The organism is Bordetella petrii (assembly GCF_017356245.1).
GTDB lineage: Bacteria > Pseudomonadota > Gammaproteobacteria > Burkholderiales > Burkholderiaceae_B > Bordetella_A > Bordetella_A petrii_D.
In genome coordinates this window covers 130,783-155,416 of record NZ_JAFMZZ010000004.1, presented here as the reverse complement: position 1 = coordinate 155,416, position 24,634 = coordinate 130,783, and the positions used below count along the sequence as shown (strand labels likewise).

Annotated in this window: 18 protein-coding genes; 13 read left to right on the top strand and 5 right to left on the bottom strand. The window is 68.9% G+C overall.

What is annotated here, in order from left to right:
- Window positions 1-23 precede the first annotated feature (23 nt).
- From J2P76_RS18840 to J2P76_RS18825, 4 genes are read left to right on the top strand one after another with little or no spacing between them, the layout of a single operon-like run.
- The gene (locus J2P76_RS18840; RefSeq protein WP_431603427.1) at window positions 24-1,307 is read left to right on the top strand and encodes a DotU family type VI secretion system protein; all 1,284 of its coding nucleotides are present in this window, start codon (window positions 24-26) and stop codon (window positions 1,305-1,307) included.
- The gene (gene tssM / locus J2P76_RS18835; protein ID WP_207409386.1) at window positions 1,304-4,915 is read left to right on the top strand and encodes a type VI secretion system membrane subunit TssM; all 3,612 of its coding nucleotides are present in this window, start codon (window positions 1,304-1,306) and stop codon (window positions 4,913-4,915) included. Before J2P76_RS18840 ends, tssM begins: the two co-directional genes overlap by 4 nt.
- Before the next feature lie 42 nt (window positions 4,916-4,957).
- Complete coding sequence (gene tagF, locus J2P76_RS18830) at window positions 4,958-5,662, top strand: type VI secretion system-associated protein TagF (protein WP_207409385.1); 705 nt, start codon at window positions 4,958-4,960, stop codon at window positions 5,660-5,662.
- 32 nt (window positions 5,663-5,694) lie between these two features.
- The gene (locus tag J2P76_RS18825; protein WP_207409384.1) at window positions 5,695-7,185 is read left to right on the top strand and encodes a hypothetical protein; all 1,491 of its coding nucleotides are present in this window, start codon (window positions 5,695-5,697) and stop codon (window positions 7,183-7,185) included.
- 3 nt (window positions 7,186-7,188) lie between these two features.
- Here J2P76_RS18825 and J2P76_RS18820 read toward each other — a convergent pair whose 3' ends face one another.
- Complete coding sequence (locus tag J2P76_RS18820) at window positions 7,189-8,007, bottom strand: response regulator transcription factor (protein WP_207409383.1); 819 nt, start codon at window positions 8,005-8,007, stop codon at window positions 7,189-7,191.
- Window positions 8,008-8,366: 359 nt separating this feature from the next.
- On the opposite strand from J2P76_RS18820, the gene J2P76_RS18815 reads away from it, so the two are divergent.
- Together J2P76_RS18815 and J2P76_RS18810 are read left to right on the top strand one after the other, a co-directional pair.
- A complete protein-coding gene (locus J2P76_RS18815; protein ID WP_207409382.1) occupies window positions 8,367-8,894 on the top strand; it encodes an META domain-containing protein in 528 nt (175 codons plus the stop codon).
- Between the two features lie 66 nt (window positions 8,895-8,960).
- A complete protein-coding gene (locus tag J2P76_RS18810) occupies window positions 8,961-9,716 on the top strand; it encodes a sulfurtransferase (protein ID WP_207409381.1) in 756 nt (251 codons plus the stop codon).
- Window positions 9,717-9,719: 3 nt separating this feature from the next.
- Here the strand turns inward: J2P76_RS18810 and metG are convergent, their stop codons facing one another.
- Both metG and J2P76_RS18800 read right to left on the bottom strand, forming a co-directional pair.
- Window positions 9,720-11,795: a methionine--tRNA ligase gene (metG, locus tag J2P76_RS18805; RefSeq protein ID WP_207409380.1), complete on the bottom strand. Its 2,076-nt coding sequence runs from the start codon at window positions 11,793-11,795 to the stop codon at window positions 9,720-9,722.
- A 145-nt stretch (window positions 11,796-11,940) separates the two neighbouring features.
- A complete protein-coding gene (locus J2P76_RS18800) occupies window positions 11,941-12,225 on the bottom strand; it encodes a hypothetical protein (RefSeq protein ID WP_207410558.1) in 285 nt (94 codons plus the stop codon).
- A gap of 98 nt (window positions 12,226-12,323) precedes the next feature.
- On the opposite strand from J2P76_RS18800, the gene apbC reads away from it, so the two are divergent.
- The 4 genes from apbC to dcd all read left to right on the top strand — a co-directional run bounded on the left by apbC (window position 12,324) and on the right by dcd (window position 19,594).
- Entirely contained in the window at window positions 12,324-13,415 is a 1,092-nt protein-coding gene (apbC, locus tag J2P76_RS18795) for an iron-sulfur cluster carrier protein ApbC (RefSeq protein ID WP_207409379.1), read from the top strand.
- Between the two features lie 3 nt (window positions 13,416-13,418).
- Window positions 13,419-15,344, top strand: coding sequence for an autotransporter assembly complex protein TamA (locus J2P76_RS18790; RefSeq protein WP_207409378.1), 1,926 nt, complete (start codon window positions 13,419-13,421; stop codon window positions 15,342-15,344).
- A complete protein-coding gene (locus J2P76_RS18785; RefSeq protein WP_207409377.1) occupies window positions 15,341-18,946 on the top strand; it encodes a translocation/assembly module TamB domain-containing protein in 3,606 nt (1,201 codons plus the stop codon). The genes J2P76_RS18790 and J2P76_RS18785 overlap by 4 nt, the downstream gene beginning before the upstream one ends.
- Before the next feature lie 84 nt (window positions 18,947-19,030).
- On the top strand, window positions 19,031-19,594 hold the full coding sequence (dcd, locus tag J2P76_RS18780; protein WP_012250980.1) for a dCTP deaminase: 564 nt from the start codon (window positions 19,031-19,033) through the stop codon (window positions 19,592-19,594).
- Here the strand turns inward: dcd and J2P76_RS18775 are convergent, their stop codons facing one another.
- The gene (locus J2P76_RS18775; protein WP_207409376.1) at window positions 19,595-19,753 is read right to left on the bottom strand and encodes a hypothetical protein; all 159 of its coding nucleotides are present in this window, start codon (window positions 19,751-19,753) and stop codon (window positions 19,595-19,597) included.
- Window positions 19,750-20,172: a VOC family protein gene (locus J2P76_RS18770; protein ID WP_207409375.1), complete on the bottom strand. Its 423-nt coding sequence runs from the start codon at window positions 20,170-20,172 to the stop codon at window positions 19,750-19,752. The genes J2P76_RS18775 and J2P76_RS18770 overlap by 4 nt, the downstream gene beginning before the upstream one ends.
- Window positions 20,173-20,437: 265 nt before the next feature.
- Between J2P76_RS18770 and J2P76_RS18765 the strand changes: the two genes are divergently transcribed.
- From J2P76_RS18765 to J2P76_RS18755, 3 genes are all read left to right on the top strand, one after another.
- Complete coding sequence (locus J2P76_RS18765; protein ID WP_207409374.1) at window positions 20,438-20,884, top strand: hypothetical protein; 447 nt, start codon at window positions 20,438-20,440, stop codon at window positions 20,882-20,884.
- Between the two features lie 149 nt (window positions 20,885-21,033).
- A complete protein-coding gene (locus J2P76_RS18760; RefSeq protein WP_207409373.1) occupies window positions 21,034-23,295 on the top strand; it encodes an arginine/lysine/ornithine decarboxylase in 2,262 nt (753 codons plus the stop codon).
- Window positions 23,296-23,324: 29 nt separating this feature from the next.
- Window positions 23,325-24,527, top strand: coding sequence for an NAD(P)/FAD-dependent oxidoreductase (locus J2P76_RS18755; RefSeq protein ID WP_207409372.1), 1,203 nt, complete (start codon window positions 23,325-23,327; stop codon window positions 24,525-24,527).
- Window positions 24,528-24,634: the final 107 nt, after the last annotated feature.

Genomic DNA, 24,634 nt, shown 5'->3' with positions numbered 1-24,634 from the left:
GCCGCCATCCGGCCGGAGACATCATGCACGCTTCCGATACCGCCATGCCCGGCCCGCTGGGCGGAGGCATTCCCGAAGGCGCCGCGTCGGCATCGAGCCGGCTGCGGCCCTACGAATATGTGATCAGCGGCTCGAACCCGCTGGTGGCGGCGGCCAACCCGCTGCTCGACCTGATTCCGCAGATCCGCGCCACCACGTCGCATCCCTCGCCGGCCATGCTGCGCGAGCATCTGCTCGACGAGATCCGGCAGTTCGAATTGCGCGCCCAGCAGGCCGGCATTCCCAACGAAACCATCCTGGGGGCGCGCTACTGCCTGTGCACCGCGCTGGACGAGGCGGCGGCCCTGACGCCATGGGGCGGCAACGGGGTCTGGTCGGCGCACAGCCTGCTGGTGACGTTCCACAACGAAACCTGGGGCGGCGAGAAGTTCTTCCAGCTGCTGGCCAAGCTGTCGCAGAACCCCAGCCAGCACCTGGATTTGCTGGAGCTGCTGTACTACTGCCTGGTGCTGGGTTTCGAAGGCCGCTACCGGGTGGCCGACAACGGCCGTTCGCAGCTCGAGACGCTGCGCCAGCGCCTGCTGCGCATTTTGCGCAGCGCGCGCGGCGAGTATCCGCGGGCCCTGTCGCCGCACTGGCAGGACGTGCCGGCCCAGACCCAGCTGCGCCGCCTGCCGGTGCCGCTATGGGTGTTCGGCGCGCTGGCCGCCGTGCTGGCGCTGGCCATCTACTGGGGGTTGGCCTGGAGCCTGAGCAACCAGTCCGACGCCGTGTTTACCGCGATCAGCAATGTGAAGCCGCCCACGGTGCAGATCGCGCCGACGCGCCGGCCCGCGCCTTCGCCGCGCCTGGCGGTGTTCCTGGCGCCCGAGATCCGCGATGACCTGGTCACGGTGCGCGACGAGGTCGACCGCAGCGTGGTGGTGCTGCGCGGCGACGGCCTGTTCGAATCCGGGTCGGCCGAGGTGCGCGAGCAGTACCTGCCGGTGCTGTCGCGCGTGGCCGACGCCCTGCGCGAGACCCAGGGCAATATCCTGGTGCGCGGCTACACCGACAACATTCCCATGCGCGGCGCGCGCTATCCGTCCAACTGGCACCTGTCGCAGGCGCGCGCCGACGCGGTCAAGCAACTGCTGGAAGGGCGCCTGGACAATCCGCAGCGCGTGCGCGCCGAAGGGCGCGGCGACGCCGATCCGGTGGCGCCGAACGATACGGCGGCGGGGCGGTCGCGTAACCGCCGCGTCGAAATCACGCTGATGGTGCCGCCGGTGCCTCGGGAAGAGACGGTCGAGGGTGCGCGGCAATGATCCATAACGTATTTGGTTTCTTGTTCAGCCGGGGCCTGTGGAATTTCTTCGGCCTGGTGGCGCTGGCGCTGCTGATCTGGATCGCCGGCCCGCTGTTGGCCATCGGCGCGACGCGGCCGCTGGAAAGCGAGACGACGCGCATCATCGTCATCGCCGTGCTGTTCGGCCTGTGGCTGCTGCGCATTCTGTGGCGCAAATGGCGCGAAGGCCGCCTGAACGCGCAACTGCTGGGCCAGCTGCGCAAGCCGGCCGCCAAGAAGAAGGTCGAGCCCGAGCCTGGCAACCCCGAGATCCGCCAGCTGGAAGAGCGCTTCAACGAAGCCGTGGAGCTGCTGCGCAAGACGCGCTTCGAAGGCAACAAGCGGCGCCTGTCGCTGGACCGTTTTTCCAAGCAGTATCTGTACCAGCTGCCCTGGTATGTGATCATCGGCGCGCCGGGGGCCGGCAAGACCACGGCCCTGGTGAATTCGGGCCTGAATTTCCCGCTGGCCGACCGGTTCGGCAAGGTGGCGCTGCGCGGGGTGGGCGGCACGCGCAACTGCGACTGGTGGTTCACCGACGACGCGGTGCTGCTGGACACCGCCGGCCGCTACACCACCCACGAAAGCGATGCCACCGGCGACGAGGAAGAATGGAAAGGCTTCCTGCGGCTGCTGTCGAAATACCGCGGGCGCCAGCCCATCAACGGCGCCATGCTGACGGTCAGCGTCGAAGACCTGCTGGCCGCGTCCGATGCCGAGCGCGTGCAGCACGCGGCGGTGCTGCGGCGCCGGCTGCAGGAACTGCGCGAGCAGCTGGGCATCCAGTTTCCGGTATACGTGCTGGTAACCAAGGCCGACCTGCTGTCGGGCTTCGAGGAATACTTTGCGTCGTTCAACCGCGAAGACCTGTCGCAGGTGTGGGGCTTCACGCTGCCCTACACACGCACCCAGGAGGCCGATTTCGACCTGTACGAGGCCTTCCATGCCGAGTACGAGCTGCTGAAGCGGCGCCTGGACGACGCGCTGCCCGAGGTGCTGGCCGCCGAGACCGATGCGTCGCGCCGCGCGCTGGCCTACATGCTGCCGCAGCAGTTCGCCGGCCTGCAGGCCGTGCTGGGGCACTTCCTGAGCGACGTGTTCGCCACCTCGAAATACGAGGCGCGCCTGGTGCCGCGCGGGGTGTATTTCACCAGCGGCACCCAGGGCGGCGAAACCTTCGACCAGGTCACCGGATACCTGAAGCGCTATCTGCGCATCGATGGCGGGCCGGCGCCGGCCGCCACCGTGCCGGGCGAAGGCGACGGCCGCAGCTACTTCCTGAAGGGCCTGCTGCAGGACGTGATCTTCCGCGAGGCGGGCCTGGCCGGACGCAACCTGCGCTGGGAACGCCGCTACCGCCGCCTGCACTGGGCCGGCTACGGCCTGATCGCCGCGCTGCTGGTGGCGCTGCTGGTGGGCTGGGTGGTCAGCTATCGCAACAACAAGACTTACGTGGCCGAGGTGTCGCGCCGCGTGCCCACCGTGGAAAAACTGGGCCGCGACATCAAGATCACCCAGGCCGGCGACGTGCTGGGCCTGATGCCGTTCCTGGACAGCCTGTGGTATTTGCCGCGGCATGCCAATTTCGAGCTGGATTCGCCGCCCCTGAACTACCAGTTCGGCCTGTACCAGGGCCAGAAGATGCAGGCGGCCGCGCAGGGCGTCTACCGCAGCACGCTCGAGCAGGTGCTGGTGCCGCAGATCGCCCGGCGGGTCGAGACGGCGCTGCGCAAGGCCGCTCCCGACGACCTGGAGTTTTCGTACGAGGCGCTGCGCGCCTACCTGATGCTGTACGAGGCCGACCACTACGACGCGGAGTTCATGCACGCCTGGCTGCTGTCGGACATGCAGAAGACCCTGCCCGAAGGCTATACGCGGCGCCAGTACGACCTGATGTCGCTGCACCTGCGCAACCTGGTGCAGGGCCGCGTGCTGTCCTCGCCTTTCCCGCGCGACGATCAACTGGTCAAAGAGGCGCGCGAGCGGCTGGCCCGCTATACGCTGGCCCAGCGCGCCTACAGCCGCCTGCGCCGCATGCTGGCCAATACCGACCAGGGGCCGCAGCAGACCGCCATCACGTTGGGCGGGCCGCAGGCCAGCGCGGTGTTCGTGCGCAAGAGCGGCAAGCCGCTGACGGACGGCATCCCGTCGCTGTACAGCTACGACGGCTACTGGAAGGTATTCAACCAGCGCGTGACGCGGGTGGCCGACCTGCTGCGCCAGGATGACGCCTGGGTGCTGAACATCGAGGCGCCGGGCATCCTGGACCAGCGCGCGCAGCAGCAGCTGATCGTGGACATCAAGCGGCTGTACATGAACGACTATGTCGAGCAGTGGGACGGCTACCTGAACGACCTGCAGCTGGCGCCCACCACCTCGCTGCTGCAGAACATCCAGATGGCGCGCACCCTGTCGGCGCCCGAGTCGCCGCTGGTGAAGCTGGTGCAGGGCGTGGCGCGCGAGACCTCGCTGCTGCGCGACACCGGCGACGGGCAGTCCCTGATGGACCAGGCCCGCAACCGGGTCAGCAGCACGCGCGAGGCGCTGGAGCAGATGTTCGGCCCCACGGGCCCCAGCGCCGCGGTGCGCGCCGACGCCTCGGACGAAAAGCTGGAGCGCATCGTCGACCTGCATTTCGAACCGTATCGCCGCCTGGCGCAAAGCGAAGGCCAGGGCACGCCGCCCGCCATTACCGCCACCACCGGGCTGATCAACGAGCTCTACACCTACCTGACCGCCGCCGACGCGGCGCTGCGCAGCGCCAGCCCGGCGCCGGGCTCGGATGTGGTGACCAAGCTGCGCGCCGAGGCGGGCCGCCTGCCCGAGCCGCTGCGCGACCTGCTCAACACCTTGTCGGTAAAGGCCTCGGGCGAGATCTCCGAGGCCACGCGCGAACGCATGGGCGACACGGTGACGGCCACCATGGGCGTGTTCTGCCGGCAGTCGATCGCCGGCCGCTACCCGTTCGCCAGCGGCTCGTCGCGCGACGTGGCGCCCAACGACATGGCGCGGCTGTTCGGGCCCAACGGCATGATGGATGATTTCTTCCAGAAGCACCTGGCCACCCAGATCGACGTGTCCGGATCGCGCTGGCGCTTCAAGCCGGGCATCGACGGAAAGCAGGGCGACAGGGCGGCCTACCTGGATTCGTTCCAGCGCGCCAGCGTGATCCGCGATGTGTACTTCACCGCGGGCAACCCGCTACCGTCGTACCGCGTGGCGATCCGGCCGCTGGAAATGGACGCCCAGATCACGCAGTTCCTGATGGACGTGGACGGCCAGACGGTGCGCTATGCGCATGGCCCGCAAGTGGCCACCAATGTGCAATGGCCGGGGCCGCGCGGCACCAACCAGGCGCGCATCGAACTGACGCCGCAGAGCGGACCGGCCGGGCTGTCGGCATCGGGGCCGTGGGCCCTGAACCGCCTGCTGGACAAGGCGCAGCTGCGGCGCGGCTCGTCGCCCGAGGTCACGATCGCCACCTTCGACATCAACGGCCGCAAAGTGGTGCTCGAAATCACGGCCAGCAGCGTGAAAAGCCCTTTCCATCTTGCCGAGATGCAGGGGTTTTCCTGCCCCGGCAAGTAAGCGGCTCCATCCCGCGTGAACAGGCTCTAGACGGAATTCGCCATGGACGATGCAACGGAGAAACTGGGGTGGTACGGCAAGATCCCCGCCGCGGGCGATTTCGTGCACCGCCGCCTGCCGCGCGAGCTCATCGCCTGGTGGGACCGCTGGCTGCAGTACGGCCTGGCGGCGCTGAAGCAGGCGCCTGACGACAGCGCGGCGCGCAGCTTCGCGGCCGCCCCGATCTGGAATTTCGCAATCCCGGCCGGGCCCAGCGGCAACGGGGCGCAGCTGGGCTGCATCGCGCCCAGCCGCGACCGGGTGGGGCGCGGCTATCCGCTGTGCGTGATCATGGCCATTCCCGCCGACGCTTACCACAGCAGCATGCTGGACGGCGCCACCGACTACTACCGGCAGATCGGCGCCAGCATGCTGTCGGCAGTGCGGCACGGCTGCGCGGCCGAGCAGTTCGACCGCGAGCTGCAGGACATCCGCGTGCCGGGCGCAGCGCCCCCGGTGGAGCGTTCCAGCGGCAGCGACATCATGGATATCCTGAATGCGGGGCTGGAAAGCGCCGCCGAACCGGTCGCCGCGCGCAGCCTGGCGGCCTGGCCCGACCTGCCGTTCTGCTTCAACCCCAGTTCGCATACCAGCTACTGGTGGACCAACCAGGTCGACGGCGCGGCGCTGCAGACCTACGTGCACGGCGGTTCCCTGAACGCCGCGCTGTTTACTCGATTGTTCGCGTCGCTGCCGGCCTGGCGCTAGGGCCGCGATCTGACATGCCCGGAGCTCCCACTATGAGCGCAACTTTCGCCACTTTGCCGAACCGCCGCACGCCCGCGGGCGACGGGTCGGGCCACCGGCCGCTGAGCGCGATCGCGGCGGCCGCCAGCGGCGGCGTGCCGCAGGCGCGGATCCGCCGCGTGCTGGCCGACCTGGCCGGGCCGCTGGCCGAATTGCACAGCCAGGGCCGCGTGCACGGCGCCATCGCGATGAGCACGGTCGGCCTGGACAGCGCGGGCAAGGCGCATCTGCTGGTGCCGCCCCTGGAACCCGCGGCCGATGCCGAAGGCGGAGCGCGCCTGGAAGGCTATGCCGCGTTCGAGCAGTACACCGATGATCCCGAGCGGCCCTGCGGGCCCTGGACCGACATCTATGCCTTGAGCGCGGTGGCCCACACCATGCTGGTGGGCGCCGCGCCGCCGGCCGCGCTGGCCCGCTGCGTCAAGGATACCTATGCGCCGCTGGCCGGCCGCGAGCTGGGCGCCTACGACCCGGCCTTCCTGCAGGCCGTCGACCGCGGCCTGTCGATGAAGCATGCCGCGCGCCCGCAGGATATGGATGCGTTTGCGCAGGCCTTCGGGCTGGTTGAGCAAGCGCCGCCGCCCGCCGAGCCGCCGGCGCTTCCGGCCGCCCCCGAGCCCGCGCTGCCGCCGGTGGCGGCCGCCGCCAAGCCGGCGCCGGGCCCGCGCGTGCCGTTGCTGGTGTTGCTGGGGGTGTTGGCCGCGGTGGCGTTTGCTGTTTATCTGTGGCTGCGCCACGAAGCGGCGGGAACGCAATCGGCCGGCCGGGAGCCGCCGCCCGAGCCGACGCCGCCGGCCGTGGCGCCCGCACCCGCGCCCACCCCTGCGCCCGAACCCGTACCGACCCCGCCCGCGCTGTCCGACCTGGGCACGCCGCGCGCGGCCACGCCAGCCACGCCGCCGGCCGCCAGCCCGGCGCCCGCCACGCCGCAGGTGCCGGACCCGGGTGCCGCGACGCCGCCCGCGCCGGCCCAGCCGCCCGCGGCCCAGGCCTTGCCGGAAGCCGCCGCGCCGCCTGCCGGATCCCTGCCCGCGACGCCGGCCCAGCCGCCGGCGGGTGCCAGCCCGGCCGCTCCATCGGATACGAATCCGCCAGCCGGCGCGCCGGCAAATCCGGCCGCAGCCCCGCAGGCCGGGCCGGATGCATCGTCTGCCGCGACCGCCAGCCCGCCGGCCGATCCGGCCGCGGCGGCGGCCGGGGAAGGCGACGCCGCTGAAGGCGCCGAGGCCGCCCAGGCGCAGGCGGGCGAAACCCCGCCCGAAGAGCCGCCCGCCGCGTCAGTGGTGGTGCGGGTCCACGTGCAGCCGTGGGGCGAGGTCCTGATCGACGGCCGCTCGCGCGGCATCAGCCCGCCGCTGACCGAACTGACGCTGTCGCCGGGACGCCATCGCGTCACTATCCGCAATCCCGCCGCGCCCGACTATGAAACCTCGGTCAATGCCAGCCCCGGCGGCTCGGCATCGATTTCCCACGTGTTCGAGTAGGCATCATGCGCTGGCCGCGCCGCCGTCGTCCGGCGCGCCAGCCTCTTCGGCGACATCGGCGGTGAACATATAGCCCCAGCCGTGCACGGCCTTGATGGGCAGCCGCATGTGATTCACCGCCGCCTTGCGGCGCATGCGGCTGATCATGACGTCGACAAAACGGCCGCGCCGCTCGCCTTCGGCGGCTTCGCCCGATTGCACGCCATCGGCGATCAGTGTTTCGCGGCTGACTTTCTTGTCGGGGGCGCGCACCAGGCGCAGCAGGAAGCTGCGTTCCGCCGTGGTCAGGGCCAGTTCCTGGCCGGTGGGCGCGATCAGCGTCCAGCCCTTGCTGGCCAGCCGCCAGCCCGGCACGGCCGCGGGGGCCGGCTCGGCCGGTTCGGCGGCGGAGGTGCCGCTTTCCGCGGCCGCCATTTTCGGCGCCGCCGTTTCCGCCGCGACGGAAGGCACGATTTCCGCGACGCGGCGCAGCAGCGACTGGAACACCGCGGCCAGTTCCAGGCCGCTGGCGGCGATGTCCAGGCAGGCATCCGCGCCGCACAGCAAAGTGCGCACGCGCGCCTCGCTGTCGGCGAAGGTGGCCAGGACGATGATCCCCAGCGTGTGCCGCATGGCGCGCAGCTGCGCCGCGGCAATATGTATTTTGGGCAGTGAGCCGGTCAGGACGATCAGCGATACGGGGTGCTGGGCCACATGGGTGTACAGCTCGGCCAGTTCTGTATAGCGGTGGATCTGGAAGCCCAGGTGCTCCAGGTCGGCGATTTGCTGCGGGTGGGTGGTGTCGTCTCCAACAAGAAAGAGGACATCCAGCGAGTTATTCATGATTCCCTTCCGGATGGAGGAGGATGCGGCGTGCGCGCCGCCTTTGACATGCTGCGGCACGTGGTTTGCTTATGTTCTGGATATGGGTGGCGGCGCAGGATGGGCCGTGGCGAAGCACGGCCGGCGCCCGATTCGCGGGGATCAAGAATAAATCGGCGTTATCGGCTGGAGCGAGGTCTGGCTGCTGATGTTGTGTGACGCTGTTTGTCATTTAACCTCAAATGTGTATCTATGTGAATATAAACGCCAAATTGATACAATTCGCCTTGCGAACGATCCGCCGCTGTGCGAACGCCGCCTTGAACACCCGCCGGCCCGCGGTACAGTAGATGCCTTGTCCTGACCTGCGGAGCACCGATATGCCGATTCCTACGCTTGCCCGCGGCTTGCTGCTTGCCGTTCTGGCGCTGGCGGCGGCCGGCTGCGCCAATACCACCGGCCGGGCCCAGGCCCAGGGGGCCGCCGCGGCAAACGCCACGACCAGTGCCGATTCGCTGGCCCAGACCCACTGGGAACTGACCCGCTGGACGGCACCCGATGGTTCCCTGCGCGCCATCCCGCACGGCGACAACGGAGAACCCATACAGCTGACCTTCCTGGCCCAGGGCAACCAATACCGGGTTAACGGATTTTCGGGCTGTAATCGCTATATGGGCGGTTACAAGCTGCAAGGTGGGAAACTGTCAATTTCGGCGCCTGCCAGCACCCGCATGGCCTGCCCGGCGCCGGAACGCGGCCAGCTCGAACGCGACTACCTGAAAGCCCTGGCCAGCATCCAGACCTTCACGCTGGACAGCGGCGGCGCGCCGCGTCATCTGACGTTCAACGTCCGCGATGGCGATGTCCTGGAGTTCACGCGCCGCCAGGACCCCCCTACGCCTCAATGATCTTGCGCGTCCGCCTGCAAGTACTTGCTTACCAAATAGTGCGTTCTGGTCACCATATCGCCAACCATGCCCGCCGTTGTCAATATTGCCGCTTATAAATTCGTTTTCCTGGATAACCTGCCGGCCCTGCGCGCCGGTGTCCTGGCGCAAGCCGAGGCCGCCGGCCTGAAAGGCACTGTGCTATTGGCCGAAGAAGGCATCAATTTGTTCCTGGCCGGCTCGCGGGGCAGCATTGATACATTGTTGCATTGGCTGCGCGCAGACGGCCGCTTTGCCGACCTGGACGTGAAGTTTAGCCTGTCGGAAGCCGTGCCGTTTCGCCGCCTGCGGGTGAAGATCAAGCGCGAGATCATCCGCATGGATCATCCCGCCATCCAGCCTCAGGCCGGCCGCGCGCCGGCGGTGTCGCCGGCCACGCTGGCGCGCTGGCTGGAGCAGGGCGCCGACGACCACGGGCGGCCGGTGGTCATGCTGGATACCCGCAACGCTTTCGAGGTCGATGCCGGCACTTTCCAGGACGCGGTCGACTGGCGCATCGAGCGCTTCACGCAGTTTCCCGCCGCGGTGCGGGCGCATCGCGACAGCCTGCGGGGCAAGACGGTGGTCAGCTTCTGCACGGGCGGCATCCGCTGCGAGAAAGCCGCGCTGTACATGGCCGAGTCGGGCGTCGAACATGTGTACCAGCTGGAAGGCGGCATCTTGAAGTATTTCGAGGAAACCGGCGGCAAGGGCTTCAATGGCCATTGCTTCGTGTTCGACGAACGCGTTGCGCTCGATCCGGCGCTGGCGCCGGCGGGCGCCGCGGCGCCCGCCATTTTGTAGGCCCTAGCGCACACGCATGCCGGGCTGCGCGCCGGGCCAGGGCTCGAGCACGTAGACGCCGGCATCGACCCCTTCATCGGCGTGGCTGGCCGCCAGCACCATGCCTTCGGACACGCCGAACTTCATCTTGCGCGGCGCCAGGTTGGCCACCATGACGGTGAGCTTGCCCACCAGGTCTTCGGGCCGGTAGGCCGACTTGATGCCCGAGAACACATTGCGGTGCCGGCCTTCGCCCACATCGAGCGTCAGCTGCAGCAGCTTGGTCGAGCCTTCGACATGCCGGCAATCGACGATTTTGGCGATGCGCAGGTCGATCTTGGCGAAGTCGTCGATGGTGATGGTGTCGGCCATGGCTTCGCCGCCCGGCAGCGGGGCGGCCGGCACGGGCATGGCCGGCGGCTCGAACAGCTGGTCGAGCAGCGCGGGGTCGACCCGCTGCATCAGGTGCTTGAACGGCGCCACGCGCTGCGGCAGCACGGCCGCGTCGGCCCAGGTGAAGGATTGCCCGGCCCCGAACAATTCGCGCGCCACGCGGTCGGACAGCGCCGGCAGCACCGGCGCCAGCATGACCGACAGGGCCTTGAAGCCGGCCAGCGAGCGCGAGCAGATGTCTTGCAGCCGGGCCTTCTGCGCCGCGTCGGCGGTGCCGATGCCCTTGGCCAGCACCCACGGCTGGGCCGTGTCGAAGGCCTGGTTGATGCCGTCGGCGTAGGCCATGATTTCGCGGATGGCGCGGTTGTATTCGCGCGCCTCGAAGGCGGCGCGGATCGATTCGGCCTGGGCGGCGAATTCGGCCGCCAGCGCCGCGGTGTCGCCTTCGTAGGCCAGCGCGCCGTCGAAATGCTTGGTGATGAAATTGGCGGCGCGGCTGGCGATGTTGACGTACTTGCCGACCAGGTCGCTGTTGACGCGCGCCACGAAATCGTCGGGATTGAAGTCGATGTCTTCGACCCGGGCATTCAGCTTGGCGGCGATGTAGTAGCGCAGCCATTCGGCGTTCATGCCCAGGTCCAGGTAGCGCAGCGGCGAAATGCCGGTGCCTCGGCTCTTGGACATTTTTTCGCCGCTGACCGTGATGAAGCCGTGCACGTTGAGCGCGTCGGGCGTCTTGCGGCCGGCGAACTTCAGCATGGCCGGCCAGAACAGGGCATGGAAATAGATGATGTCTTTGCCGATGAAGTGCACCTGCTCGGTGCCGCCCTGCGGATCGAGCAGGGCGTCGAAATCCAGGCCCTGCTTGGCGCAATAGGATTTCAGCGAAGCCAGGTAGCCGACCGGGGCGTCGAGCCACACATAGAAATACTTGCCCGGCGCATCGGGGATTTCAATGCCGAAGTAGGGCGCATCGCGCGAGATGTCCCAGTCGCCCAGCTTGGCCTGGCCGTCGTCGCCGCCCAGCCATTCGCGCGTCTTGGCCTGCACTTCGGGCTGCAGGTGCTTGTTGCCGGCCGCGTTGGCGCCGGTGGTCCAGTGCTGCAGGAATTCGACGCAGCGCGGATCGGACAGCTTGAAGAAGAAGTGCTCGGACGACTTCAGCACCGGCGTGGCGCCGGTAAGGGCCGAGTACGGATTGATGAGGTCGGTGGGCGCATAGACCGCGCCGCAGACTTCGCAGGAATCGCCGTACTGGTCTTTGGCGTGACACTTGGGGCATTCGCCCTTGATGTAGCGGTCGGCCAGGAACATGCCCTTGACCGGATCGTAGAACTGTTCGATGGCGCGCGTTTCGATCAGGCCGGCGGCCTGCAGGGCGCGGTAGATGTCTTGCGACAGGGCGATATTTTCGGCCGAATCGGTGGAATGCCAGTGGTCGAAGCGGATGTGGAAGCCGTCCAGGTAGCGCGGGCGCTCGGCCGCGTAGCGGGCCACCAGTTCCCGGGGCGAGATGCCTTCTTTTTCGGCCTTGAGCATGATGGGCGCGCCGTGCGCGTCATCGGCCCCCACGAAATGCACCGTGTGGCCCGCCATGCGCATCGAGCGGACCCAGATGTCGGCCTGGATGTATTCCATGATGTGGCCGATGTGGAAGGATCCGTTGGCGTAGGGCAGCGCGGTCGTGACGAACAGGGTGCGGGACATATCGGGATGGACGGTTCAGGAAAGGGGTAGCCGGCTATTTTAGCGGCCCCGCGGCATACAGGGGATGCGCCGGCGGCGGCGCAAAAGCATGCGCCCCTGCGCCGGACCAGGCCGGGGCAGGGGCGGGAAGGGGCTGGCGCGCCGCTTAGCGGACTTCGCGGGCCTCGACGTCGATGACGTCGCCGCGCGCTGGCGTAAAGGGTGCGGCCCCGCCGGCCGCCCCGGGGCGGAACGCGCCCGGACGCGCGCCCTGGCGCTGGCTCCAGTAGGCGCGCACGCCGAACGGCTTGCCGCGGACCTTGGCCACGACGTACAGGATGCCGACCGCGATGGCGGTCGAGATCATGAACACCAGGGCCATGGCCATGCCGAACAGGGCCAGCACGGCGAACGCCACGGCGCGGAGAAATCGGGAGAAAGTGTCGATCATCATGGTCGGATGCAAAACAGGACGAAAGGTTCCCGCGTATCCGCTATCCTTGGGGGTAGCGGCCGGCGCAAAGCCGTCCTGCCTATGGAATCAGAGTAATGAGTATAACGACAGCGCAAGTCCGTGCGGCATTGCGGGCCGTAACAGAACCATTTTCAGGCCGGGAACTGGCCTCATTTGTAAAAGACAGTGACATCACCCTGGGCGGCGCCACGGTAGCCGTTACCGCGACCCTGGGCTATCCGGCCGGCTGCACGGCCGGGCCGCTCGAAGACGCCGCCCGGCAGGCCCTGGCCGCCGCGGGGGCGCCCGACGCCACTGTCGCCGTGAAATGGTCGGTGGGCACGCACGCGGTGCAGCGCGGCCTGAAGCCGCTGCCCACGGTGCGCAACATCATTGCGGTCGCCTCGGGCAAGGGCGGGGTGGGCAAGAGCACCACGGCGGTCAACCTGGCCCTGGCGCTGTCCGCCGAAGGCGCGCGGGCAGGCATCCTGGACGCCGACATCTACGGCCCCAGCGTGCCCACCATGCTGGGCATCTCGGGCCGCCCGGCCAGCCACGACAACAAAACCATGGAGCCCCTGGAAGGGCACGGCCTGCAGGCCAATTCCATCGGTTTTCTCATCGACGCCGACGCGCCGGCCATCTGGCGCGGCCCCATGGTGACGCAGGCTTTCGAACAGATGCTGCGCCAGACCAACTGGCGCGACCTCGATTACCTGATCATCGACATGCCGCCGGGCACCGGCGACCTGGCGCTGACGCTGGCCCAGAAGGTGCCGGTGGTGGGCGCCGTCATTGTCACCACCCCGCAGGACCTGGCGCTGCAAGACGCGCGCAAGGGGCTGCGCATGTTCCAGAAAGTCGACGTGCCCATCCTGGGCATCGTCGAGAACATGGCCGTGCATATCTGCAGCCAGTGCGGCCATGCCGAGCATATTTTCGGCGAGGGCGGCGGGCAGCGCATGGCTGAACAGTACCAGGCGCCGTGGCTGGGCAGCCTGCCGCTGGCCATGGATATCCGCGCGCAAACCGACGCCGGGCGGCCCAGCGTCGTGGCCGACCCCGATGGCGAGGCGGCGCGGCGCTACCGCGACATCGCCCGCAAGCTGGCCGCCGGGGTGGCGGCGCTGCCGCGCGACATGGCCGGCCGGCTGCCGCCGGTTGTCGTCCAGCCGCCGACGACCTGAAGCATGCGGGTCGGGGCCGCCCTGTTGCTGTCCGCCCTGTGGGGCGCGGCGGCCGGCGCCTATGCGAAGGCTCCCGAGGTCGTCATCGATCCGGGCGGCGTGCCTCCCGCCGCGCTGCAGTCCATCACCGAGGCGGTCGGCGCCATCACGCGGCTGGCCGAAGACCAGGACGGCGGCGAAATCAACCGCCTGCGCCGCCGCGCGCGCGACGCCACGCTGGCCGCGCTGGCCACGCAGGGCTATTTCACGCCGGTGGTCACGCTGGAAACCGGCACCGACGTGGGCGGTGAAACCTGGGACATCTCCATCCAGCCCGGCAAGCGCGCCCACGTGGCGTCGGTCGACCTGAATTTCACAGGCCGCGTCACGCGCCCTGAGTATGCCGAACGGGTGGCCGAGCTGCGCAAGAACTGGTCGCTGCCGGCGGGCCAGCCGTTCATCAATAGTGAATGGAACAGGGCCAAGGCCACTTTGCTGGATGCGGTGGCCTCGCGCGACTTCATGCTGGCGCACATGACGGCGTCCGACGCGGCCGTGCATGCCGACACCGCCGAAGTGCACCTGTCCATCACCATCGACAGCGGCCCGCTGGTGCGCATGGGCCCGCTCAACACGCAGGGCCTGCGGCGCGTGCCCGACTCGCTGGTGCAGCGGTATGTGCGCTATACGCCGGGCGACCCCTACCGCCAGGACAAGCTCGATGGCTGGCAGCAAGACCTGCAGTCCACCGCGTTCTTCCGCGGCGCGTTCGTAACGCTGGACACCTCGGCCTCCGGGGCCGGCCAGGCTGGCTCGCCGGATGCGCCGCCGCCGGCCCCGCCGCCGTCCGGGCGCGCCCGGGCGCCCGGCTCGTCGGGTCTGGCCGCCGCCACGCCGCAGGGCGATCCGCAGGTGGCCGGCGGGCCCGGTGCCGCGCGGCCGGCCGGCGCGGTCGATTCCGACGGCGTTGTCACTTTGCCGGTGGACGTACGCGTGGTCGAGGCGCCGCCGAAGCGGCTGGCCACCTCGCTGGGCGTCGACAGCGATGCCGGCGTGCGGGCCGAAATCACCTACCGGCAGAACGTGGTGTTCGGCCAGCCCGTCACGCTGGAAAGCGGCATCGGGGTCGACCGCCTGCGCCAGCGCGCCTATCTCGATTTCCATCTGCCGCCCGACGAAAAAGGCCAGCGGGATTCCTTCGGGCTGCTGGCCGACCACACCGACATCCAGGGCCTGGATGTGCGGCGCTTCGCCCTGGGCGCCACGCGGCTGCGCGAACGCAAGGGCGCGGGCGACAGCCGGGTCGAATACGAAAACCGCTGGGGCGTGCTGCTGGCGCACGACCACGTCAAGATCGACGGCGGCGACGAATACGACCTGCCCAGCGCAACGCTTACCTCCGAATGGCTGCGCCGCGACGTCGACAACAAATACGATCCGCGCGAAGGCAACCTGATCGCCGTGGGCGGCGGGGTGGGGGTGGTGCTCAACAGCGGGCAGCCGTTCTTCCGCGCGCGCCTGCGCGGCCAGCACTGGTGGCCGGTGGGCCAGCGCGACGTGCTGACGGTGCGCGGCGAAGTCGGCCGCGTGTGGTCCGACTCGAAAACCCGCGTGCCGGATGACTTCGGCTTCCGCACGGGCGGGGCGCGCTCCATCCGCGGCTATCGCTACCAGAGCATCGGCGTGGACAAGGACGACGCCGTGGTGGGCGCGCCCACGCTGGCGGTGGCCAGCATCGAGTACGACCATTATTTCGACGAGCGCTGGGGCATGGCCGTGTTCGTGGACGCCGGCGACGCGGCCGAATCGTTCGGCGAAATGCAGATGCACGTCGGCTACGGCGTGGGCGCGCGCCTGCGCACGCCGGCCGGCCCCCTGTTCCTCGACCTGGCGTATGGCCAGCGCGAGCGCGACCTGCGCCTGCACTTCTCGCTGGGGATCGCCTTTTGAACCGCCTGCGCGCCCTGCTGCGCCACCTGCTGGTCTGGTGGCTGCCCCTGCCCATCATGCTGGTGGTGCTGCTGTGCGCGTTCGCCTTGTGGCTGACCGGCACCCAGCCGGGCACGCGCATGCTGCTGGGCGTGGTGGCGCAGCAGTTCGACGGCCGCGCCGAGCAGGTGCGCGGCAGCGTGCTGGGCGGGCTGCGGGTGGGGCGGCTGCAACTGGCCCTGCCGGGCGCCGATGTCGATATTGCCGGCCTGCGCCTGGACGTGCAGTGGCGCGAGCTGGGGCAGCGCCTGCTGCATGTGCGTGAACTGTCGGCCGACAGCGTGCGGGTGGCCCTGGCCACATCCGCCGATGCACCGCCGTCCGACGAGCCGCTGGCGATTCCGGCGCTGCCGGTCGACGTGGCGCTGGACCGCCTGGCCCTGGGCGCGCTGGATCTCACCATCGACGGCGCCGCGCTGCCGGTGGCGGTCGGTAACCTGGCGCTCAGCGGCCAGGCGGATGCTCGGGGCGCCCGCCTGCGCCTGGCCAGCCTGCGCCTGGAACACGCCCAGGCGGTTGCCGCGCTGCGGGGGCAGTTCGACTTGCTGCAGATGGCCCGTCCCTGGCCCATGCTGGCCCATGTGGATATCGACGCCCATGGCGTGGGGGCGGATTCGCCGTTGTGCGCCAGCCGCATGCTGGACGGCCCGGAAGCAGCCGGCACGAAACCGCGTGCCGCGCAGCCGGATACCGCGCAGCGTGGCGGCGCCGGGTGCGCCGCCACGCTGCGCGTCGACGCGGAAGGCTCGCTGGAGCAGCTCGACGTGCGCCTGGACGGCGCCACGGCCGACGGCGCGCTGACGCTGCTGGCGCAGGCCGGCCTGGCTTTCCGGCAGCCTTTTCCGGTCCGCACCGCCAACCTGAATCTGCGCCTGGCCGACAACTCCGGCCTGGTTGTCACGCTGGATCGCCAGCCGCAGCCCGCCAGCGCCGGGGTCGACCGGGTGGTGGCCACGCTGGACGCCCAGCGGCTGGACCTGGGGCGCCTGGTGGGCGACGCGATCCCGCCGGCCGTGCTGAGCGCGCGCGTGGCCGTGGACGCGCAGGTGGCCGGCGCGTACGAACTGCGGCAGGCTTACGTGCAAGCCGACATCGCCAAAGGCAGCCGCTGGAACCGCCAGGCGCTGGCGGGCACGCTGGCCGGCCGGCTGGATGCCCTGCCGCCGGCTGCGGCCCAGCCAGGGGCTGCCGATGCCGCCGCGCCGGCCGCCGACCCCCTGGCGGGCTACCAATTGCGCGACCTGCAGCTCAACCTGACCCTGGGCCCCAACCGCGTGCGCGCGCAGGGCCAGCTCAGCCAGGGCGACGGCGCGCTGACCCTGGACGCCAACACGCCGCGGCTGGATGCCTTCTGGCCCGGCCTGCCCGGCGGCGCCACCTTGCGGGGCAAGCTGGAAGGGCGCCTGGAACAGCATCGCGGCCAGTTCAGCGCGCGCTACACCCCGGCCGGCGCACGCGCCGATACGCTGGGCCGCGCGCCCATGCAGGCCGAGATCGCCTTTGCCGGCGGCTGGGGCTCCGGCCAGAACAATGAAGCCGAGGGCGGGCTGCCCGGCTGGCGCGGCCGGATCGAACGGCTGACGGCCGGCTCGATGAATTTCAGCGCCGCCCTGCAGCCGCTGGCGCTGTCGTTCGTGCCCGACGCGGCCGCGCCGCGCTGGCAATGGCAGGTGGGCGCCACCCAGCTGGCCGTCACCCTGCCCGACAAACAGCGCGTGCTGATCGACCACCAGGGCTCGCGCGGCGGGCCGGGCCGCTGGGAAACCGCGGGGCGCGCCGACAACCTGGTCATCACCCGCTCGATGCTGCGCCAGATCATGCGCGCCACCGATCCGCAGGCGGCGGCGCGCGCAGGGCAGGGCCGCCAGCGCGTCAACGCGCAGGTGCCCGACGGGCAGCGCCGCATCGCCCTCGACGTCTCATGGGACCTTAAATTCGCCGGTGCGCTGTCGGGCCGGGCCCGCGTGGCGCGCCGCGACGGCGACCTGCGCATTCCGGGCGATCCGCCCATTCCGCTGGGCCTGACCAGCCTGGTGCTCGACCTGGCGGCCAAGCCCACCGGCGCCCATACCAGCAGCGTGAATGCCACGCTCGACGTGCGCACCCAGAAAATGGGCGTGCTGTCCGGCTCGGCGGCGGCCGTGCTGGTGGCGCGGCCCGGCGGCGCGCTGGCGCTGGACACGGCCCGCCCCGTACAGGTCCGCCTGGATGCCGATATTGCCGACCTGGCGTGGATCGACCTGTTCCTGGGCGACACCATGGAGGTGCGCGGCAAGCTGCAGGCCAACGTGGTGGCGCAAGGCACGCCCGGCGGAAAATGGACTACCTCGGGCACCATCCGCGGCCAGTCGCTGCGCGTGGTGCGCATCGACGACGGCGTGCGGCTCATCGACGGCACCCTGGCGGCGCACCTGCAGGACACGCGGCTGATTCTGGATTCGCTGCGGTTCCCGGCATCGCTGCGCGTCATGCCCGACGAATGGCGCACGCGCGAATGGGTAACCAGCAACCCCGACGCCAAGGACGGCTACATCGAGGCCACCGGCCAATGGGACCTGCTGCAGGCGCAGGGGGCGGTGCACCTGAAGCTGCACCGGTTTCCCGCGCTGCAGCGCTCCGACCGCTATGCCATGGTGTCGGGCACGGTCGATATCGATGCCCAGTTGCCGCGCATTTCGATTTCCGGCGACCTGAAGGCCGACGCGGGCTGGTTCAGCCTCGAGATCCTGCAGGGCGTGCCCAGCCTGGACGACGACGTGCGGGTGATCCGCGCGGGCGAAGACGAACAGGTCCGTGCGTCGCCGCTGCAGATGTCCATGGACCTGAAGTTCGACATGGGGCCGCGCTTCTACATTACCGGCATGGGGCTGGACGCCGGCCTGCTGGGCTCCATACAGATCCGCATGGCCGACGGCCGCCTGACCGGCATCGGCGCGCTGCACACCCGCGGCGGGGGCATCGAGGCCTACGGGCAAAAGCTGCGGCTGCGGCGCGGCACCCTGACCTTCCAGGGGCGGCTGGACAACCCCCTGCTCGATATCGAGGCCCTGCGCACCGGCGAACAGGTCGAGGCCGGCGTGCGGGTCAGCGGCACGGCGCAGCGCCCGCGCATCGACCTGGTGTCGTACCCCGAGGTCAGCGATGTCGAGAAGCTGTCGTGGCTGATCCTGGGCCGCGGCCCCGACGAAGGCGGCAGCGACGCGGCCCTGCTGCTGTCGGTGGGCACCGCGCTGCTGGGCGGCGGGCAGCCGTTCTACCGGCAGATGGGGCTGGACGAGCTCAGCATCCGCTCGGGCACCATCGGCAGCACGGGCAGCCTGCTGCCCGACCGCACGGTGGCCAGCCAGATCAACCTGGACAGCAACAGCAACCTGGCCACCCAGTTCGTCGTGGCCAGCAAGCACTTCGCCAACGGCATCACGCTCAGCGTCGAGCAGGCCATGGCCGGCTCGGAAACCGTGGGCCGGGCCAGCTACCGGCTGGCGCGCGGGCTGTCGCTGGACCTGAAGGCCGGCACCATCAGCGGCATCGCGCTGGTTTACCGCACCTTCTTCGGCAACTGAACCGGCCGCCCTTGACCCGGGCAGGGGCGCCGCCGCCCGGCAAGACGATAAAATAGCCGGCAACCAACCTGGGCACTTCTCACCATGAGCATCAAAAGCGACCGCTGGATCCGCCGCGCGGCCGAAGCCGGCATGATCGAACCCTTCGAGGCCGGCCAGGTCCGCACCGCCAATGGCGGCCGTATCGTCAGCTATGGCACCAGCAGCTACGGCTACGACGTGCGCTGCGCCGACGAATTCAAGATTTTCACCAACATCAATTCCACCATCGTCGACCCCAAGCAGTTCGACGAGAAATCGTTCGTCGATTTCAAGGGCGATGTCTGCATCATCCCGCCCAATTCGTTCGCGCTGGCGCGCACGGTGGAATACTTCCGCATCCCGCGCAGCGTGCTCACCATCTGCCTGGGCAAAAGCACCTACGCGCGCTGCGGCATCATCGTCAACGTCACGCCGCTCGAACCCGAATGGGAAGGGCACGTCACGCTCGAGTTTTCCAACACCACGCCGCTGCCCGCCAAGATCTACGCCGGCGAAGGCTGCGCGCAAATGCTGTTCCTGGAAAGCGACGAAGTCTGCGAAACCTCGTACCGCGACCGTGGCGGCAAATACCAGGGCCAGCGCGGCGTCACGCTGCCGCGCACCTGATCACGCGGCCTCGGCCGGCGGCCGGCAGCAGGTACAGGTGGTCCAGCCGCAGCGCCCCAGGCGTTCCAGGCTGGGCCGCATGGCGGCGTCGCGCAGCTCGGCCAGCGCGTCGAAATCCTGTTCGGTTACGGGCGGGTAGGCCAGCTCGGCGGCGGTCATGGCGGGTTGTTTTCTACAGTGGAAATCGCATCGTAACCCTGGTCCGTGAACTGCAGGATGCACAGTCCGTGGCCGAACGGGTCGCACAAATGGGCAATGCGCCCCCAGGCGTGCGTGTGCGGCGGGTCTTCCAGCGTGGCGCCGGCCGCCACCGCGGCGTCGACCGCGGCGTCGACATCGTCCACCACAAAGTCCAGGTGCACCGGCGTCCAGTGGCGCGCGTAGTCGCGGCCGCCCGCCACGGCGCCGGCCGGCCGCGACCCCTGGGCCTTGCGCAGCAGGTAAATGGGCGCGCCGGCGCCCGCCAGTTCGGCGCCGTCGCCGCCGAAGCGGCGCGTGACTTCCAGGCCGAATGCATCGCGATAAAACTGGATGGCCCGGTCCAGGTCGTCGACATCGATATTGATCAGCACTTGCATACAGCCTCCGGCATCGGTCTGGCGTTGCAGTTGTGCAACAAAAAGGCGTGTCTTGAAGTGTCCAGTATGGCGCTGCCGCCCACGCCGTACAAGGCTGCCGCCCCCGGGGAAAAGCGTTTTGCGGGGACGCATCCGGCCGGCGTGACACAGCGTGCGCGTTCGTAACCAGGCTCGTACGGCCCCGGGCAACCCGGTGCGGCGGGCGGGGGGCGGCAAATATAATGGAACTACCTAATCGCGCGGATTGCCGGCGCAGGAGCCAACGATGTTCGGTTTCCTAAGAAATACGCAGCAAGTAGACGAAGAGGTGCAAGACGAGTTCATCGAGCGCGTCAACAGCGCGGCCGAGGCCTTCCTGGCGGCCGTGCCCGACACCCCGGCCCTGGACTACTCCATCGAGAGCGTCACGGCTCTGGACGCCGTGCTCGAAGAGGCCTACCAGGGCCGCCTGACCCTGACGCCCATGCAGACGGTGGGCGCCGCCGCCTACCTGTACGAGGTGGGTCGCCGCCACTACGGCGGGCTGTACGAGGTGTGCGACGACGAAGACCCGGTGGTGCTGGTTACCGGCGAGCCCGACTTCGACGTCTGCCTGTGCGCCATTTCCAAGGTCGAGCGGCGCGTGCGCAATGGCGCCGCCGACACGCTGCCGGAATTCTTCCAGCACTATGTGCGCGCGGTCACCGCGCGCAGCTCCGACACCATCCGGTAAGCGCGGCGCCCGCCCCTGCACCGCGGGGCAAAGCGGCCTACAATTCCCCTCCACGCGACGCCCCGCGCCGGGCCGCCGCTTTGTCAACCTGCGGTCCCGGACTCGCAGTACACTCGCCTCCGTTTCGCCTCGCCCCCTGGAGCGCCCGCATGAAATTCCGCTTCCCCATTTTCATCATCGACGAAGACTATCGTTCCGAGAATGCCTCGGGCCTGGGGATTCGCGCGCTGGCCACGGCCATCGAGGCCGAGGGCGTCGAGGTGATCGGCGTCACCAGCTATGGCGACCTGAGCTCGTTCGCCCAGCAGCAGAGCCGCGCCAGCGCGTTCATCCTGTCGATCGACGATGAAGAGTTCGACGTCGATTCGCCCGAAGACGTGGCGGGCGCCATCAAGAAGCTGCGCGCCTTCATAGGCGAGCTGCGCTTTCGCAACGCCGACATCCCCATCTACCTGTACGGCGAGACGCGCACGTCCGAGCACATTCCCAACGACATCCTGCGCGAGCTGCACGGCTTCATCCACATGTTCGAGGACACGCCCGAATTCGTGGCGCGCCACATCATCCGCGAAGCCCGCAGCTACGTCGACGGCCTGCCGCCGCCGTTCTTCCGCGAGCTGGTCAATTACGCGCAAGACGGATCCTATTCGTGGCACTGCCCGGGCCATTCGGGCGGCGTGGCGTTCCTGAAGAGCCCGGTGGGGCAGATGTTCCACCAGTTTTTCGGCGAAAACATGCTGCGCGCCGACGTCTGCAACGCCGTGGACGAGCTGGGCCAGCTGCTCGACCACACCGGCCCGGTGGCCGAATCCGAACTGAACGCGGCGCGCATCTTCCATGCCGACCACTGTTTCTTCGTGACCAACGGCACCTCCACGTCCAACAAGGTCGTGTGGCATGCCAACGTGGCCGCCGGCGACGTGGTGGTGGTCGACCGCAACTGCCACAAGTCGATTCTGCATGCCATCACCATGACGGGCGCGATTCCGGTGTTCCTGCGGCCCACCCGCAACCACCTGGGCATCATCGGGCCGATTCCGCTCGAAGAATTCGACCCCGAAAACATCAAGAAGAAAATCGAGGCCAACCCGTTCGCGCGCGAAGCCGCCAACAAGAAGCCGCGCATCCTGACGCTGACGCAAAGCACCTACGACGGCGTCATCTATAACGTCGAGATGATCAAGAAGCAGCTGGGCGACTACGTCGACACCCTGCATTTCGACGAGGCCTGGCTGCCGCACGCGTCGTTCCACGAGTTCTACCAGGACATGCACGCCATCGGCCAGGGCCGCCCGCGCCCGCAGCAGCCGATGGTGTTCGCCACGCACTCCACCCACAAGCTGCTGGCCGGCATTTCGCAGGCCTCGCAGATCATCGTGCAGGAATCCGAGACCCGCAAGCTCGACCGCAACGTGTTCAACGAGGCGTACCTGATGCACACCTCCACCTCGCCGCAGTACGCCATTATTGCGTCCTGCGACGTGGCGGCGGCCATGATGGAGCCTCCCGGCGGCACCGCGCTGGTGGAAGAAAGCATCCGCGAAGCCCTGGATTTCCGCCGCGCCATGCGCAAGGTGGAATCCGAATTCGGCAAGAACGACTGGTGGTTCAAGGTCTGGGGGCCCAACCGCCTGGTGTCCGAAGGCATCGGCAACCGCGACGACTGGGTGCTGGAAGCCAACGACCACTGGCACGGCTTTGGCGAGCTGGCCGACGGCTTCAACATGCTGGACCCGATCAAGGCCACCGTGATCACCCCGGGGCTGGACATGTCGGGCAGCTTCGGCGAAACCGGAATCCCGGCCGCGCTGGTGTCCAAATACCTGACCGAGCACGGCGTGGTGGTCGAAAAGACCGGCCTGTATTCGTTCTTCATCCTGTTCACCATCGGCATCACCAAGGGCCGCTGGAACACGCTGCTGACCGCCCTGCAGCAATTCAAGGACGACTACGACCGCAACCAGCCGCTGTGGCGCATTCTGCCGGAATTCTGCCGCGACCATCGCCGCTACGAGCGCATGGGCCTGCGCGACCTGTGCCAGCAGATCCACGAGTCGTATCGCACCAAGGACGTGGCCCGCCTGACCACCGAGATGTACCTGAGCGACATGGTGCCGGCGCTCAAGCCGTCCGACGCCTTCGCCCGCATGGCGCACCGCGAGGTCGAGCGCGTCGAGATCGACCAGCTCGAAGGCCGCGTTACCGGCGTGCTGCTGACGCCGTACCCGCCGGGCATTCCGCTGCTGATCCCGGGCGAGCGCTTTAACCGCACCATCGTGCAGTACCTGCAGTTCGCCCGCGAATTCAACGAAAGCTACCCCGGCTTCGAAACCTACATCCACGGCCTGGCCGAAGATACCGCGCCCGACGGATCCAAGCGGTACTACGTGGACTGCCTGATCGAAGACTGAGCCGTGCCCAGCCGGATGCGCGCCCGCCGATGTTCGACGTAGCCGTGATCGGCGCCGGCGCGGCCGGCATGATGTGCGCTGCCGTGGCCGGCCAGCGCGGCCTGCGGGTCGTGCTGATCGACCACGCCGAGCGCCTGGCCGAGAAAATCCGCATATCGGGCGGCGGGCGCTGCAACTTCACCAACGTGGGGGCGGGGCCGGCCAATTTCCTGTCCGACAACCCGCATTTCTGCCGTTCCGCGCTGGCCGGCTATACCCCGCAGGATTTTCTGGCGCTGCTGCGCAGCCATCGCATCGCCTGGCACGAGAAGCACCGCGGCCAATTGTTCTGCGACGACAGCAGCGAATCCATTATCGAGATGCTGCGCGCCGAGTGCGGCGCGGGCCGGGTGCAGTGGCGCATGCCATGCCGCGTGGCGGAAGTCGGCCGCAATGATGCGGGCTACGTGCTGCGCACCAGCCAGGGCGAGATCCGCGCGGGCAAGCTGGTGGTGGCCGCCGGCGGCATGGCCATCCCGCAGCTGGGCGCCACCGATTTCGGCCTGAAACTGGCGCGCCAGTTCGGCTTGAAAGTCATTGAGCCGCGGCCGGCGCTGGTGCCCCTGACATTCGATCCGGCCCAGTGGCGCCCGTTCGCCGAGCTGTCGGGTGTGGCGCTGGAAGTCGCGCTCAGCACCGGCACGGGCCGCGCCCGCGGCGAATTCCTGGAAGACCTGCTGTTCACGCACCGCGGCCTGTCCGGCCCGGCGATCTTGCAGATTTCCAGCTACTGGCAGCCCGGCCAGGCCATTGTGCTGGACCTGGCCGCGGGGCGCGACCTGGCCGGCGAGCTCATCGCCGCCAAGCCGGGCAACCGCCAGCAGCTGCATACGGTGCTGGGCGGCCTGTGGCCGCGCCGGCTGGCCGACCAATGGCTGCACGCGGCCGAACAGGCCGGGCAGCCCGGGCTGGCCGCGCTGCGCATGGCCGACGCGCCCGACAAGACCTTGCGCGCCCTGGGGCAGGGCATCCATGAATGGCGGCTGGTGCCCAGCGGCACCGCCGGCTACAAAAAAGCCGAAGTCATGCGGGGCGGCGTGGACACGCGCGGGCTGGACCAGAAGTCGATGCAGGCGCGCCAGGTGCCGGGCCTGTATTTCATCGGCGAAGCGGTCGACGTCACCGGCTGGCTGGGCGGCTACAACTTCCAGTGGGCCTGGGCCTCGGGCGTGGCCTGCGCACGCGCGCTATAACGGCGGCGGGCAGGGGCGCGGACCGCGCCGCGCAAGGCCGCCAGGCGCCATTGTTATATTAAATAAAAATGACTATCATTTAAATTATCTTTAGTGTTTGATGATTG